The sequence below is a fragment of the Pseudomonas sp. PP3 genome (assembly GCF_905336995.1).
Taxonomy (GTDB): domain Bacteria; phylum Pseudomonadota; class Gammaproteobacteria; order Pseudomonadales; family Pseudomonadaceae; genus Aquipseudomonas; species Aquipseudomonas reinekei.
Genome location: NZ_HG995459.1, coordinates 1,746,271 through 1,761,113 on the forward strand (window position 1 = coordinate 1,746,271; position 14,843 = coordinate 1,761,113).

Below are 14,843 nucleotides of genomic sequence, written 5' to 3' on the forward strand. Positions count from 1 at the left end.
GCCAGGCTTCTTGCCGTCTATTCTTGTGCCTGCCCGCCGTTATTCCAGCCTCAACGGAGAGCTCCCCCATGACTGATACCCCTGATCGTGACGAACGTCATCTGGCGCGCATGCTGCGCAAAAAAGCCGTGATCGACGAGCGCATTGCCAACTCGCCGAACGAGTGCGGCCTGCTGCTGGTGCTGACCGGCAACGGCAAAGGCAAGAGCAGCTCGGCTCTCGGCATGCTCGCGCGATCCATGGGCCATGGCATGCGGTGCGGCGTGGTGCAATTCATCAAAGGGCGTAACAGCACCGGCGAAGAATTGTTTTTCCGACGTTTCCCCGAGCAGGTGCGTTTTCATGTGATGGGCGAGGGTTTCACCTGGGAAACCCAGGATCGTCAGCGTGATATCGCCGCCGCCGAAGCGGCCTGGGCCGTGTCGCAGGAACTGCTGCGTGATCCGTCCATCGGCCTGGTGGTGCTGGACGAATTGAACATCGCCCTCAAGCACGGTTATCTCGATCTGGATCAGGTGCTCAGCGATTTGCAGGCGCGTCCGCCGATGCAACACGTGGTGGTCACCGGTCGCGGCGCCAAGCCGGAAATGATCGAGCTGGCTGACACCGTCACCGAGATGGGCATGATCAAGCACGCCTTCCAGGCCGGAATCAAAGCGCAAAAAGGCGTGGAACTGTGAGCCGCACTGTATGAGTAGCGCTCGCCAATGCCCGGCAGTATTGATTGCCGCGCCGGCCTCCGGTCAGGGCAAGACCACTGTCACCGCCGCACTGGCCCGTTTGCATCGCAATCAGGGGCGCAAGGTGCGCGTGTTCAAATGCGGCCCGGACTTTCTCGACCCGATGATTCTCGAGCGCGCCAGCAGTGCGCCGGTTTATCAATTGGATATGTGGATGGTCGGCGAGCAGGAAAGTCGTCGCCTGTTATGGGAAGCCGCCGCTGAGGCCGATCTGATTCTGATCGAAGGCGTGATGGGGCTGTTTGACGGCACGCCGTCGAGTGCCGATCTGGCACGCCATTTCGGTGTGCCGGTGCTCGCTGTCATCGACGGCACCGCCATGGCCCAGACTTTTGGTGCACTGGCCCTCGGGCTGGCGCGTTATCAGCCGGACTTGCCGTTTGCCGGTGTCCTGGCCAATCGCGTCGGCACCCTGCGTCACGCGCAATTGCTTGAGGGCAGCCTGACCGAAGGCCTGCGTTGGTATGGCGCCTTGTCCCGGGAAACCGGAATCGAGTTGCCGAGCCGCCACCTGGGGCTGGTACAGGCCAGCGAGTTGAACGACCTCGATGTGCGCCTTGATGCGGCGGCTGATGCCTTGGCCAGCAGTTGCGAAGTCGCGTTGCCGCCAGCGGTGCAATTTGCCGCTCCCGATGTGATTGCAGCCGAGCCGTTGCTGGCCGGTGTGCGCATTGCCGTGGCCCGTGATGAAGCGTTTGCCTTCACTTATGGCGCCAGTCTCGATGTGTTGCGGGCGATGGGCGCTGAGTTGCGGTTTTTCTCGCCGATCCGTGACGCGCAATTACCCGAGGCCGACAGCTTGTATCTGCCGGGCGGTTATCCGGAGTTGCATCATGTGGCGCTGGCGCAAAACACCTCGATGCTGAACGCCATCCGTGCGCACCATGCCGCGGGTAAGCCGTTGCTGGCCGAATGTGGCGGCATGCTTTATTTGCTCGATTCGTTGACTGATGTCGAAGGCACCCGCGCCGAGCTGGTCGGTTTGCTGAGCGGTGACGCGGTGATGCAAAAGCGCCTGGCCGCGTTGGCCTTGCAGGCGGTTGAGCTGCCGGAAGGCTCGCTGCGCGGGCATACCTATCATCACTCGCTGACGACCACCGAACTGACGCCGATTGCCCGGGGCTTGAGTCCTAATGGCGGACGTGGGGCGGAAGCGGTTTATCGTGAGGGGCGGATGACGGCCTCTTATGTGCATTTTTATTTTCCGTCGAATCCACAGGCGATCGCCGCGCTTTTCGCACCCGACCTTGAAGCCGCCATCGCTGGTAAGCCAGCTCCTACAGTGAGCAGTGTGATACCTGAAGAAATGCAATTCCTTGTGGGCGCTGGCTTGCCAGCGAAGAGGCCATGACTGACAACGCCTTTTCCGATGCCGAACGCGAAGCGGTTTATCGCGCTATCGCCGAACGACGCGACATGCGCCACTTCAGCGGGGGCACGGTCGAGCCCGAGTTGCTTCGGCGTTTACTCGAAGCCGCGCATCAGGCGCCCAGCGTTGGCCTGATGCAGCCCTGGCGTTTCATCCGCATCAGCGATCGCGATTTACGCGGCAAGATCCAGGCGCTGGTGGAAGACGAGCGCATCCGCACCGCCGAAGCCCTCGGCGAGCGCACCGACGAATTCATGCAGCTCAAGGTCGAAGGCATCAACGACTGTGCCGAGGTGCTGGTGGCTGCACTGATGGAGGATCGCGAGCGGCATATCTTCGGGCGTCGTACGTTGCCGGAAATGGACTTGGCGTCGTTGTCCTGCGCGATCCAGAACCTCTGGCTGGCGTCCCGTGCCGAAGGATTGGGCATGGGCTGGGTTTCATTGTTCGAACCGCAAGCGCTCGCGGACCTGTTGGGCTTGCCCGCGGGTGCCAAGCCATTGGCGATCCTGTGCCTGGGGCCGGTCAAGGCATTCTATCCGGCGCCGATGCTGGTGCTCGAAGGCTGGGCGCAGGCGCGTCCGCTGAGTGAAATGTTGTATGAAAATTATTGGGGAGTGAGTCAATGAGTGTGGCGTTGTTGAGTGTCGCCGCGGTTGCGCTGGATGCGCTGCTGGGCGAACCCAAACGCTGGCATCCGCTGGTGGCGTTCGGCCGTTTTGCCGAGCGCATCGAGCAACGTTTCAACGGCGGTGGCCGTGGCTGGCGCAGTCATGGTGTCACTGCATGGGTGATCGCCGTGTTGCCGCTGACATTGTTGGCCACGGCATTTTCCTGGGCGCCTTATGTCGGCTGGATCGTCGAGATTCTCGCGCTGTATTGCGCCCTCGGCATGCGCAGCCTCGGTGAACACGTCGAGCCTGTGGCGAAAGCCCTGCGCAGCAATGATCTTGAAGAAGCACGCAAACGCGTGAGCTATCTGGTCAGCCGTAAAACCAGTGAGCTGGATGAAACCGAAGTCGCCCGTGCCGCCACCGAATCGGTGCTGGAGAACGGCAGCGACGCGGTGTTCGCCGCCTTGTTCTGGTTTGCCGTGGCCGGTGCGCCGGGCGTGGTGCTCTATCGGTTGAGCAATACGCTGGATGCGATGTGGGGCTATCGCAACGAACGCTTCGAGCGTTTCGGCTGGGCAGCGGCGAAGATCGATGACGTGCTCAATTACATGCCTGCGCGCCTGGTGGCATTGACCTACGCGCTGCTGGGTAAAACCCGCTTGGCCTTGAAATGCTGGCGTACCCAGGGCCCGACCTGGGACAGTCCGAATGCCGGTCCGGTGATGGCGGCGGGGGCGGGTGCGCTGGGCGTCGAATTGGGCGGGCCGGCGATTTATCACGGCGAACTGCACGAGCGTCCGCAACTGGGCGAAGGCGTGCCGGCGGATGCCGACGCCATCGACCGAGGCTGGCAATTGGTCCAGCGCGGGGTATGGTTATGGCTGCTGATTCTCTGCGTGGGGGCTGAATTTTATGCTTGAACACGGTGGCCGGTTGCGCAAGGCGGCGTTCGAATACGGCATCGAGGAAGCCGATTGGCTCGATCTGTCCAGCGGCCTCGCGCCCTGGCCTTTTCCTGTCCCTGAAATACCGTTGCGGGCGTGGGCACGGTTGCCGGAAACCGACGACGGTCTGGAACAGGCCGCTTGCGATTATTACGGTACCTTGCAGGCATTGCCGGTGGCCGGTTCGCAAATGGCCATCCAGTTGCTGCCGCGTTTGCGTCGGGCCGGCAAAGTCGGCGTGCTGTCGCCGTGTTACGCCGAACATGCCGAGGCCTGGCGGCGTAACGGTTACATCGTGCGTGAAGTGCTGGAGCAGGAAGTCGATTTCTTCGTCGACAGCCTCGACATACTGGTGGTGGTCAACCCGAACAATCCCACGGGTCTGAGCCTGACACCCGGCCGATTGCTGGACTGGCACGCGCGTCTGGCGCAGCGCGGTGGTTGGCTGGTGGTGGACGAAGCGTTCATGGACAACACGCCACACTTGAGCCTTGCGCCATTCGCCCATCAAGTCGGTTTGATCGTGCTGCGGTCGTTCGGCAAGTTTTTTGGCTTGGCCGGCGTGCGTCTGGGGTTTGTGCTGGCCGAGCGCAAGTTGCTCAAATTGCTCGCCGAGCAAGTGGGGCCGTGGGCCGTGAGTGGCCCGACCCGGGTGTTGGGCCAGGCGTGCCTGCGCGACACCGAAGGCCAAACGCAACAACGCATACGCGCCGAAGAGGCCAGTGAGCGGTTGGCGGCGCTGCTCGAACACCACGGCTTCAAACCACAGGGTGGCTGCGCGCTGTTTCAGTGGCTGATCACTGATCGCGCCGAGGAACTCCACGAGTTCATGGCCCGGCGCGGCATTCTGCTGCGCCTGTTCATACATAACAGCAGCCTGCGTTTCGGCTTGCCGGGCGATGAAGCCGATTGGGCGCGTCTCGACGCCGCATTCAATGCGTTAACCAAGGAACACCCATGATCACGTTGATGGTACAGGGCACCACCTCCGATGCCGGTAAAAGTACCCTGGTGACGGCGCTGTGCCGTTGGGTCACGCGTCAGGGGGTGAGCGTGGTGCCGTTCAAGCCGCAGAACATGGCGCTCAACAGTGCGGTGACGGCCGACGGTGGCGAAATCGGTCGCGCGCAAGCCGTGCAGGCTCAGGCGGCGTTCCTCGAGCCTCATACCGACATGAACCCGGTGCTGCTCAAGCCCAACAGCGATACGGGCGCTCAGGTGATCATCCATGGCCGTGCGGTCACGACGATGAATGCCGTGGCTTATCACGACTACAAAGCCATCGCGATGCAAGCGGTGCTGGCCTCGCACCAACGGTTGAGCGCCGCGTATCCGGTGGTGATGGTCGAAGGCGCGGGTTCGCCGGCGGAAATCAATCTGCGTGCCGGCGACATCGCCAACATGGGGTTCGCCGAAGCGGTGGATTGCCCGGTGCTGCTGATCGCCGACATCAACCGCGGCGGGGTTTTCGCGCATCTGGTGGGCACGCTGGAGCTGCTGTCACCGAGCGAGCAGGCGCGGGTCAAAGGCTTCATCATCAACCGTTTTCGCGGCGACATCGCCCTGTTGCAACCCGGGCTCGACTGGCTTGAATCGCGCACCGGCAAACCGGTGATCGGGGTCCTGCCTTATGTGATGGACCTGCATCTGGAAGCCGAAGACGGCATCGATCAGCGCCAGACCGATAAGGCCGAGCAAGTCCTGAAAGTGGTGGTGCCGGTGCTGCCACGCATCAGCAACCACACCGATTTCGATCCTCTGCGCCTGCATCCGCAAGTCGATCTGCAATTCATCGGCCCCGGCCAGGCGATTCCTCCCGCCGACCTGATCATCTTGCCCGGCTCGAAAAGTGTTCGCAGTGATCTCGCGTATCTGCGCACCAACGGCTGGGAAACTGCAATCGCCCGGCATTTGCGCTATGGCGGAAAAGTATTGGGTATCTGCGGTGGCCTGCAAATGCTCGGCGAACAGGTGCACGACCCCTTGGGCCTGGAAGGTGCACCGGGCTCCAGCGCCGGACTGGGCTTGCTGGCATTTGAAACGCAACTGGAGCAGGACAAGCAACTGCTCAATGTGCGCGGGCGCCTGGCGCTGGAGAATGCTGAAGTCGTCGGCTATGAAATTCACGCTGGCGTGACCACCGGGCCGGCGCTGGAAAACGCCGCGGTGCAGCTCGATGATGGTCGGTGCGACGGTGCCCAGAGCGACGACGGGCAGATTTTCGGCACGTATCTGCATGGCCTGTTCGAGTCACCGGCGGCCTGCAGTGCGCTGTTGCGTTGGGCGGGTTTGCAGGCGGTGCAGGAGGTGGATTACCACGGGTTGCGCGAGCGCGATATCGAGCGGTTGGCGGATTTGGTGGAGAAGCATCTGGATACCGGGTTGTTGCGTGAGCTCTGTGGGATTTAAGCCGGCTGTCTCACCAAAGATTCTAAGGATTGAACCATGCTGCAACTAATCCTCGGCGGCGCCCGCTCCGGCAAAAGTCGTCTGGCCGAAAAACTGGCGACCGACAGTCAATTGTCGGTGACGTACATCGCCACCAGCCAACCCCTGGACGGCGAAATGAACGAACGGGTCGCCCATCACCGCGCCCGTCGGCCAGCCGAATGGGCGCTGATCGAAGAACCGCTCGAACTCGCCCGCGTCCTGCGTGAACACACCCGCGCCGATCATTGCCTGCTGGTGGATTGCCTGACGCTGTGGCTGACCAACCTGCTGATGCTCGACGATGCCGAGCGCCTGGGCGTCGAACGGGATGCCTTGCTCGATTGTCTGGCATCGCTGCCGGGTGAAATCATTTTTGTCAGCAACGAGACCGGAATGGGTGTCGTGCCGCTGGGCGAATTGACTCGCCGTTATGTCGATGAAGCCGGTTGGCTGCATCAAGCTCTGGCCGAACGGTGTCAGCGAGTCGTCCTGACCGTTGCCGGTCTGCCCCTGACTCTGAAAGGAACTGCGTTATGACCCCATCCTGGTGGCTGGCCCCGTGCAAACCGCTCGACACTCAAGTGCTCGAACAGGCACAAGCCCGGCAACAGCAACTGACCAAACCGGCCGGTTCCCTCGGTCAACTCGAGTCGGTAGCGGTGCAACTGGCCGGCCTGCAAGGGCAGGTCAAGCCAAACCTGGATCGGGTCTGGATCGCGATTTTTGCCGGGGACCATGGCGTGGTCGCCGAAGGGGTGTCGGCGTTCCCCCAGGAAGTCACCGGGCAAATGTTGCATAACTTCGTCAATGGTGGAGCGGCGATCAGCGTGTTGGCGCGGCAGTTGGGCGCCTCCCTGGAAGTGGTCGATCTCGGTACCGTAACACCGTCATTGAACCTGCCGGGCGTGCGTCATCTGAACATCGGCCCGGGTACGGCGAACTTCGTCCAAGGCCCGGCGATGACTCAGGCCCAAGGCGAACTCGCTATGCAGGCCGGTCGCGACAGCGTGTTGCGAGCCATCGCGACGGGCGCGCAATTGTTTATCGGTGGGGAGATGGGCATCGGCAACACCACCGCTGCCAGCGCTTTGGCCTGTGCCTTGCTCGCTTGCCCGGTGATGCACCTGACCGGGCCGGGCACCGGGTTGAACGCAGCGGGCGTCAGCCATAAGGCGCAGGTGATCGAGCGGGCGTTGGCGTCACACGCGGCTCAGCGTGGCGATGCCTTGCAGACCCTGTTCAACCTCGGCGGTTTTGAAATGGCGGCGCTGGTCGGTGCTTATCTGGCCTGTGCGCAGGAAGGTGTCGCGGTGCTGGTAGACGGGTTTATTTGCAGCGTTGCGGCATTGGTCGCGGTGCGTTTGAATCCCGATTGCCGTCAGTGGCTGTTGTTTGGGCATCGCGGTGCCGAGCCGGGTCATCAGCATGTGCTGGAAACCCTGAGCGCCGAACCGCTGCTCGACCTCGGGCTGCGTCTGGGCGAGGGCAGCGGTGCCGCGTTGGCGGTGCCGTTGTTGCGTCTGGCTTGTGATCTCCACGGTCAGATGGCGACCTTCGCCGAGGCTGCGGTGGCGGATCGCCCGGCATGACCTTGCACCTGGACCTGTTGCGCCACGGCGAAACCGAACTCGGTGGCGGTTTGCGTGGCAGCCTCGACGACGCGCTGACCGAAAAAGGTTGGCAGCAGATGCGCGAGGCGGTGCTGGCGCAGGGGCCTTGGGATCGGTTGGTGAGTTCGCCGTTGCAGCGATGTGCGCGGTTTGCGCATGAACTCGGTGGGCAATTGGGCGTTCCGGTCGCGCTGGAAAAAGATCTGCAGGAACTACATTTCGGTGCCTGGGAAGGGCAGAGCGCTGCCGAGTTGATGAAAACCGACGCCGAAGCCCTGGGTTTGTTTTGGGCTGATCCGTATTCGTTTACCCCGCCGGGAGGCGAGCCGGTGGCGGATTTTTCGCTGCGGGTGCGGACGGCCGTGGCGCGTTTGCAGTCGACCTACGCTGGTGAGCGCGTGTTGTTGATCAGCCATGGCGGCGTCATGCGTTTGTTGCTGGCGCAGGCGCGAGGGATGCCCCGCGAGCAATTGTTAAACGTCGAAGTCGGCCATGGTGCGCTGTTCTCGCTGTCGGTTGACGCCGACGGTGTGTTAAGGGAAGTGATCTGACCATGTTGCCGTTCTGGATCGCCCTGCAATTTCTGAGCAGCCTGCCGATTCGTTTGCCGGGCATGCCGGCGCCTCAAGAGTTGGGGCGCTCCCTGCTGTTCTATCCGTTGGTGGGATTGTTGTTCGGCGTCATTCTGTGGGCGTTGAACTGGCTGTTGCTGGGCGCGCCTGCGCTACTGCATGCCGCGCTGTTGCTGACGGTTTGGGTGTTGCTCAGTGGTGCGCTGCATCTTGATGGTTTGGCCGACAGTGCCGATGCCTGGCTCGGAGGCTTTGGTGATCGCGAGCGCACGCTGACGATCATGAAAGATCCGCGCAGCGGGCCGATTGCGGTCGTTGCGCTGGTACTGGTGCTGTTGCTCAAGTTCACTGCATTGCTGGCGTTGATCGAGCAAGAGTACGCAGTCGCGTTGATCATCGTGCCGTTGATTGGGCGGGGGGCGTTGCTGGGGTTATTCCTGACCACGCCCTATGTGCGCGCCGGTGGTTTGGGGCAGGCGCTGGCTGATCATCTGCCGCGTTCGGCGGGCAAGCAAGTGTTGGCGGCCAGCGCCCTGGCTTGTGTGTTGATCGCAGGCCTCGGCGGTGTTTTGGCGCTGGTCCTGGCCGGGCTCGGGTTTGTGTGGCTGCGGCAAGTGATGCTGCGACGCATTGGCGGGACGACGGGCGATACGGCGGGGGCGTTGCTCGAATTGCTGGAGATGGCCGTTCTGGTGGGGTTGGCGTTGGTCTGAACATTTTTAAACGATCGCAGCCTGCGACTGCTCCTGTAAGGGCAAGATCTTTTGTTGGCGCTGCCGAAAGCTGCGATCTTTTGAATTTTCTGCGATCCTGTAACTTGATTTAACACACTCGCGGGTATATACACGCATCATGCTTGATTCCCAATGTTTATGTATCAACCTGCGTCGCGCCGCCCGTGGCGTCAGCAGGCATTACGACGGCGCTCTCGATGGCTTCGGGATCAACGTCGCGCAGTATTCTTTGCTGTGCAATCTGCAGCGGCTGGATCAACCGAGCATCTCCACCCTCGCTGAAGCGATGGGGCTGGACCGCAGCACCCTGGGTCGCAATCTGCGCGTGCTGGAGGGCGAAGGACTGGTGATGCTGGTCGAGGGCGAGGACATGCGCAATCGCATCGTCAGGCTGACCGAGGCGGGCGCCGAGCGTCTGAAAGCGGCTTTGCCCGCGTGGGAAGCAGCCCAGCAGCGATTGGTCGATCGGCTGGGCGCCGAAAAGCGCGAAACGTTATTGAAGTTGCTGGACGAACTGGCTTGATGCCGGTTTGTTCGATCTTAAGCGGGTATATACCCGCGACCGGAGAACAAGAATGACATCGATGTGGCGTACATGCGGTTGGGTTTTGGTGGGGAGTGCGCTGATCCTTGCGTTGTCTCTGGGTGTGCGACATGGCTTCGGGCTGTTCCTGGCGCCGATGAGCGCCGAATTTGGCTGGGGTCGTGAAGTGTTTGCCTTTGCCATCGCCCTGCAGAACCTGATCTGGGGACTGGCGCAGCCTTTCACCGGCGCCGTCGCCGACCGCTTTGGCGCGGCGAAAGTGGTGCTGATCGGGGGCGTCCTGTATGCCGTGGGCCTGGTGTTCATGGGGCTGTCGGATTCGGCGGTGACGTTGTCCTTGAGCGCGGGCCTGTTGATTGGTATCGGTCTGTCGGGCACGTCGTTTTCGGTGATCCTCGGCGTGGTCGGGCGGGCCGTGCCGCCGGAGAAACGCAGTATGGGCATGGGTATCGCCAGTGCCGCGGGCTCGTTCGGCCAGTTCGCCATGCTGCCCGGCACGCTTGGGTTGATTGGCTGGCTCGGCTGGTCGGCGGCATTGCTGGCCTTGGGCCTGTTGGTGGCGCTGATCGTGCCGCTGGTAAGCATGCTCAAGGACAAGCCGTTGCCGGTGCTCGGCCATGATCAAACCCTCTCGGAGGCACTGCGCGAGGCCTGCTCCCATTCGGGGTTCTGGCTGCTGGCGTTCGGTTTCTTCGTCTGCGGTTTTCAAGTGGTGTTCATCGGCGTGCATTTGCCGGCGTACCTGGTCGATCAGCATCTGCCGGCCACCGTCGGCACAACGGTGCTGGCGCTGATCGGCTTGTTCAACATTTTCGGCACCTACACCGCCGGCTGGCTCGGCGGGCGCATGTCCAAGCCGCGGTTGCTCACCGGGTTGTATTTGTTGCGGGCGGTGGTGATCGCGCTGTTCCTGTGGGCGCCGGTGACGACGACTACGGCGTACCTGTTCGGCATGGCGATGGGCTTCCTCTGGTTGTCGACGGTGCCATTGACCAACGGCACGGTCGCGACCTTGTTCGGCGTACGAAACTTGTCCATGCTCGGTGGGATTGTTTTCCTCTTTCACCAGCTGGGTTCGTTCCTTGGCGGCTGGTTGGGCGGGGTGGTTTACGACCGGACCGGGAGCTATGACTTGATTTGGCAGGTAGCGATTCTTTTGAGCCTGTTGGCTGCTGCTCTGAACTGGCCGGTGCGTGAACGGCCGGTTGCGCGCCTGCAAACACAACTGAGCCCGACATGAACAGTCTCTGGCCGCGTGTCGCTGTTTTTACCATCTGCGCTGTGTTGCTCGCAGTGGCCTGGTGGGGTTGGCATCAGGGCGGCCTGGCGTTGATGCAGTTGGGCATGGGCGCTTGTTAGGGCGCTTGCTGCCGGGTGGGAGGGCGAGTAACTTCGTTGTCACACGATCACTCAAGGAAGCACCGATATGCTGATGCGCTGGCTGGCAGTTCCTGCGTTACTGGTAGCGTTCACCGGATTGGCTCAAGCGGCAGAGTGCCCGGCGCTGCTGCAGGGCTCCTTGCCCAAGTTGCGCGCCAATGAATCAATCGACCTGTGCCAGCGCTTCGCCGGCAAACCGCTGGTGGTGGTCAATACCGCGAGTTTCTGTGGCTTCGCACCCCAGTTCAAAGGCCTTGAGGCGCTCAATCAGCATTACAAGGGCAAAGGGCTGGAGGTGATCGGTGTGCCGTCCAATGACTTCAAGCAGGAGTCCAAGGATGGTGCCGAAACCGCCAAGGTCTGCTACGTAAACTACGGCGTGACCTTCACCATGACCGAGCCACAGAAAGTCCGCGGCGACGATGCAACTAACCTGTTCAAGGTGCTCGCCAAACAGTCCAAAAATCCGCCGAAGTGGAATTTCTACAAATACGTGGTCGATCGTCAGGGCAAGGTAATCGCCAGCTTCTCCAGCCTGACCAAGCCTGATGATCCCGACTTCATCGAGGCGGTGGAAAAAGCCCTCGCTTCGCCACCCCTGGCCTCCGCCCCCTGATCGACACCCACTGAAAAGCCCCGCCTCTGTGCAAGAGAGCGGGGCTTTTTTTGATTCAGATGGCGAGTGGTTCAGGTTCGCCGCGAATCATCAGAAGCGGTAGGTCGCACCGATACCGAAACCGTTCGCCCAGTTTTCATACTTGGCGCTGTAGTTCTGGCGGCCATTGTTGTTGTTGACTTTGACCGACTCTTCACGCAGGTAGGAGTACGCCACGTCGATGGTCAGGTCGTCGGTCGGGCTCCAACCGGCGCCCAGGCTGAAAATCGTGCGATCGCCAGTCGGGATGCGTGGGGAGCGGTTTTCGTTGTTAGTCGGTGCCTGGTCAACGGAAAGACCGGTACGCAGTACCCACTGCTTGTTCAGCTGGTACGAAGCACCGATGGCGTGAGCCCAGGTGTCGTGCCAGTCTTGTTCTTCAGCGATGGTGCCGAACGCTGGGTTCAAAGGAGCGGGCACACCACTATTCTCGACGGAGATTTCTTTCAGGCGGCTCCAGCGAGTCCAGGTGCTGCCTGCGTAGAGGGTCCACTGGTCGTCCAGTTGATGAGTGACCGAAAAGTCCACGGACTCTGGGGTGGTGATGTCCAGCGAAGCATCAAACTTCTGTTGACCCAGTGGGCCCAGCGGGCTGTAGCTGAGCTTGGTATCACCGTCGAGCTTGTACTTCACTTTCGAGTGGTAGGTCAGGCCCACGCGAGTGGAGTCGGTGGCCTGAACCAGAATACCGATGTTGTAGCCCAGCGCGGTGTCGTCACCCTTGATCTTGACTTCGCCGTCCGGTGCAGCCGGGTTCGGGCTCAGCGACAGGTTCGATTCCAGCTTGCCGTCGATACGGTTGATGGTCGGGCCGAAACCGATCGACACCTTGTCGTTGAAGGCGTAGCTGACGGTTGGCTGGAGGGTAATGACCTGGACTTCGCTCTTGCTGCCGAAGTAACGGCCGGCAAAGCCGTTTTCATAATCGGTTACCAGGCCGAACGGTGCGTAAACGCCGAAACCGAACGCCCACTGGTCATCGATTGGCTTGACGTAATAGCCCATCGGCACGCCCATGAAGGGGACCATATCACCCTTGTTGGTGCCGCCATTGCGGGCGCTGGCATCGCTGATGTCGGTGTGAGCGTCAATAAATGCAACACCGCCGGTGACTTGTTCGCGTTTAATGCGAGACATGCCGGCAGGGTTGCCAACAACGGTGGATGCGTCATCGGCAGAAGAAGATCGCCCGGCAAAACCAGTACCCATCCCGCTGATGCTTTGTTCGTTCAGGGCAAAGCCACTTGCGAAGATCTGGGTGGATGCCATGGCAACGGCGAGGCTAATGGTGGTTTTGAGCATTACTTTTTTCATTATTAGAACTCCTGGTGATCACCGGGGCGAAAATTACCAACATTTTCGTCCCAGCGCTATAGGCTGTATGGCTTGATTTAGAGCGGTTTTGTAGGACAATCCGACCAGATTCGCAGCGTGTTGTGCGATCTTTGGATCCAGAATCGATCAGCAGGCAACCTGATTCAACGGTGATACACAGGTCTGCCAAGCGAAGGTGAAGTCTCTCAGGCGGCCTTGGGGCTGGAAGGTCTGGCGCCAGATTCTGGCCATGCCCAGCAAGTCGTCTGCTTCGGGGAGCGGGGTGTTCTGTTCTTCGACCAGCAGCCAGGCGATGGCTGTGGCGTAACGCAGATTGACAGTCAATTCAACGTGCGGACCACTGAGAAAGGCGTGTTGGCTGGCCAGGCCGCGGACCAGGCTGGCGCGTTCGGGATCAAGCGCCAGGTAGTGGTCCCAGAGTGCCTGGTGGCGGGGTTCGGCGATACGGTAAAGGCCGTGGCCACGGCGGTCGTGCAGGGCGGAACCGAGGGCTGACTGGCTGGCGGCGATGCCCAGCAGCAGGGATTCGGCAGTTGCGCTATGGCGTCCAAGGTAGATCAGCGTCGGACGGATCACATAACGGCACAGTTCGCTGGCAGCGATACCCATAAAACCCTCGGATCCATGAAATGGGCGGCGATGCCTGATGGGCCTTGGCAGCGGTGGATCGACTCAGGCTCGCCGAAAGCGGATCACGCCGCTTGAGTTGAAGTGTAGTGTCATATTCACTGCGTAAAGGCCTGTTTTTAAAATATTTTCGGCTTCCAGTTATAACCGTTATATCGGTTGGTACTTAACCGCTGTGAAGGCAATTTGAAATCTCAGGCAACAAAAAGCCCCGCTTTTGAGCGGGGCTTTTGGTGTTTCAGCCTTTCTGGCGTCTCAGGCAACCAGTGCCTGACGGGTACGTTCGATCACGGCCTGCAGCGGTTCAGCGCTGGAGTACTGATCGGGGTACAGGCGTTCGCTGTGTCGGGCGATGCCGTGTTCGTTGACCAGGGTGAAGCTGAAGCAGCCTTTGCGAGCAGCCATGATCAGGCAGTTCATTGGTGCAAAAGCGTTGGTTAGGGTGCGGATGGCATCCTGTGCATGGATTTGAGTAGACATAGTCATGGTGTTCCTACAAGCGACACGGATAAGAGCCGTGCAAAATTAAAACGTTCCAGTGACGACGACCACCGTTGGTCGAGCGAAGAACCTGACTGGAACAAAGCAGCCAGTTTGAAGCGCTGATAAATTGGCGCGCTTGGGCTGGCAGGTAGGTACTTAGGAGGGCAGGCAGCACATCAAGGGCAAAGGTTCTGGGCCCGGGGTGAAGATCCTGATCAATTTGCAGGCTGGTTCGGTCAGAGTAAGTGAGGCTTTCAACACCCTTTGCTTTCGATTCAAAGGCTGTGTTGAGGCAAGATTTACCTGGAAACCATCGAGGTGGTCGATCCCGCTTTTATCGGCAGAGGCTTCCGTATGGGAAGGCTATCCGGGGGGATTTGTTCGACCAGAATTGACTTTCAGCTTGGTACTAACGCCGCGGATACTAACGGATTGAATTGCCAAAGGGAAGTGTGCTATCGAAAAAGATTGCTCCAAGGCGTCTTGTGCGCCTGCAAAAGGCCATTCTCAGTGCGTCATGAGCACGGAAATGCTCCAAAGCGATCCGGATTCCGACCGGTGGTTATGACCATCCAGCGGGTAACAACCGGCCTGGACTGCGGGTTTGGCGCGGTTTATCCCCAGGTCGGAGGACAAATGCGCCGAAAAAGCGCATCGATATAACCATCGATGAGTTACTTGTGCACATTAGTTGCGCAGGCTGTCACGCCGCTGTCATGTGGCCTTAAAGCGCAGTGGGTGCCTGCAACCAAAATTTAAGTCAATGAAAAACATCGCTTTTTTTTACTGGTGAAAAAATCGTCAGT

General features: G+C 60.6%; 17 protein-coding genes. 14 read left to right on the forward strand and 3 right to left on the reverse strand.

What is annotated here, in order from left to right; genetic code table 11:
- Positions 1 to 68: 68 nt before the first annotated feature.
- The 14 genes from cobO (at position 69) to KHO07_RS08195 (ending at position 11,553) form a co-directional block, all read left to right on the forward strand.
- On the forward strand, positions 69 to 680 hold the full coding sequence (gene cobO / locus KHO07_RS08135) for a cob(I)yrinic acid a,c-diamide adenosyltransferase (RefSeq protein WP_212626884.1): 612 nt from the start codon (positions 69 to 71) through the stop codon (positions 678 to 680).
- A gap of 10 nt (positions 681 to 690) precedes the next feature.
- Entirely contained in the window at positions 691 to 2,091 is a 1,401-nt protein-coding gene (locus KHO07_RS08140; protein WP_212626885.1) for a cobyrinate a,c-diamide synthase, read from the forward strand.
- Complete coding sequence (gene bluB, locus KHO07_RS08145; RefSeq protein ID WP_212626886.1) at positions 2,088 to 2,738, forward strand: 5,6-dimethylbenzimidazole synthase; 651 nt, start codon at positions 2,088 to 2,090, stop codon at positions 2,736 to 2,738. Before KHO07_RS08140 ends, bluB begins: the two co-directional genes overlap by 4 nt.
- Complete coding sequence (gene cbiB, locus KHO07_RS08150) at positions 2,735 to 3,643, forward strand: adenosylcobinamide-phosphate synthase CbiB (RefSeq protein WP_150734820.1); 909 nt, start codon at positions 2,735 to 2,737, stop codon at positions 3,641 to 3,643. The genes bluB and cbiB overlap by 4 nt, the downstream gene beginning before the upstream one ends.
- Positions 3,636 to 4,628 carry a threonine-phosphate decarboxylase CobD gene (gene cobD / locus KHO07_RS08155; protein WP_150734819.1) on the forward strand — a complete coding sequence of 331 codons (993 nt, stop codon included), beginning with the start codon at positions 3,636 to 3,638 and terminating at the stop codon, positions 4,626 to 4,628. Before cbiB ends, cobD begins: the two co-directional genes overlap by 8 nt.
- Positions 4,625 to 6,076, forward strand: coding sequence for a cobyric acid synthase (locus KHO07_RS08160; RefSeq protein WP_212626887.1), 1,452 nt, complete (start codon positions 4,625 to 4,627; stop codon positions 6,074 to 6,076). Before cobD ends, KHO07_RS08160 begins: the two co-directional genes overlap by 4 nt.
- A 36-nt stretch (positions 6,077 to 6,112) precedes the next feature.
- Positions 6,113 to 6,634, forward strand: a complete 522-nt coding sequence (cobU, locus tag KHO07_RS08165) for a bifunctional adenosylcobinamide kinase/adenosylcobinamide-phosphate guanylyltransferase (RefSeq protein WP_212626888.1) — start codon at positions 6,113 to 6,115, stop codon at positions 6,632 to 6,634.
- Complete coding sequence (gene cobT / locus KHO07_RS08170) at positions 6,631 to 7,686, forward strand: nicotinate-nucleotide--dimethylbenzimidazole phosphoribosyltransferase (protein ID WP_212626889.1); 1,056 nt, start codon at positions 6,631 to 6,633, stop codon at positions 7,684 to 7,686. Before cobU ends, cobT begins: the two co-directional genes overlap by 4 nt.
- Positions 7,683 to 8,258 (forward strand): alpha-ribazole phosphatase family protein, encoded by a 576-nt coding sequence (gene cobC / locus KHO07_RS08175; RefSeq protein WP_150734815.1) that lies wholly within the window; start codon positions 7,683 to 7,685, stop codon positions 8,256 to 8,258. The genes cobT and cobC overlap by 4 nt, the downstream gene beginning before the upstream one ends.
- A gap of 2 nt (positions 8,259 to 8,260) precedes the next feature.
- Entirely contained in the window at positions 8,261 to 8,992 is a 732-nt protein-coding gene (locus tag KHO07_RS08180; RefSeq protein ID WP_150734814.1) for an adenosylcobinamide-GDP ribazoletransferase, read from the forward strand.
- A 139-nt stretch (positions 8,993 to 9,131) separates the two neighbouring features.
- Positions 9,132 to 9,536, forward strand: coding sequence for a MarR family transcriptional regulator (locus KHO07_RS08185; RefSeq protein WP_034146381.1), 405 nt, complete (start codon positions 9,132 to 9,134; stop codon positions 9,534 to 9,536).
- A 52-nt stretch (positions 9,537 to 9,588) separates the two neighbouring features.
- Positions 9,589 to 10,797 carry an MFS transporter gene (locus tag KHO07_RS08190; RefSeq protein WP_212626890.1) on the forward strand — a complete coding sequence of 403 codons (1,209 nt, stop codon included), beginning with the start codon at positions 9,589 to 9,591 and terminating at the stop codon, positions 10,795 to 10,797.
- On the forward strand, positions 10,794 to 10,916 hold the full coding sequence (locus KHO07_RS29370; protein ID WP_280519543.1) for a hypothetical protein: 123 nt from the start codon (positions 10,794 to 10,796) through the stop codon (positions 10,914 to 10,916). Before KHO07_RS08190 ends, KHO07_RS29370 begins: the two co-directional genes overlap by 4 nt.
- A 67-nt stretch (positions 10,917 to 10,983) precedes the next feature.
- Positions 10,984 to 11,553: a glutathione peroxidase gene (locus KHO07_RS08195; RefSeq protein WP_150734812.1), complete on the forward strand. Its 570-nt coding sequence runs from the start codon at positions 10,984 to 10,986 to the stop codon at positions 11,551 to 11,553.
- Positions 11,554 to 11,643: 90 nt separating this feature from the next.
- Here KHO07_RS08195 and KHO07_RS08200 read toward each other — a convergent pair whose 3' ends face one another.
- The 3 genes from KHO07_RS08200 to KHO07_RS08210 all read right to left on the reverse strand — a co-directional run bounded on the left by KHO07_RS08200 (position 11,644) and on the right by KHO07_RS08210 (position 14,034).
- Positions 11,644 to 12,906 carry an outer membrane protein transport protein gene (locus tag KHO07_RS08200; RefSeq protein WP_150734811.1) on the reverse strand — a complete coding sequence of 421 codons (1,263 nt, stop codon included), beginning with the start codon at positions 12,904 to 12,906 and terminating at the stop codon, positions 11,644 to 11,646.
- Between the two features lie 147 nt (positions 12,907 to 13,053).
- Complete coding sequence (locus KHO07_RS08205; RefSeq protein ID WP_150702795.1) at positions 13,054 to 13,536, reverse strand: hypothetical protein; 483 nt, start codon at positions 13,534 to 13,536, stop codon at positions 13,054 to 13,056.
- Between the two features lie 273 nt (positions 13,537 to 13,809).
- The gene (locus KHO07_RS08210; RefSeq protein WP_003204606.1) at positions 13,810 to 14,034 is read right to left on the reverse strand and encodes a hypothetical protein; all 225 of its coding nucleotides are present in this window, start codon (positions 14,032 to 14,034) and stop codon (positions 13,810 to 13,812) included.
- Positions 14,035 to 14,843: the final 809 nt, after the last annotated feature.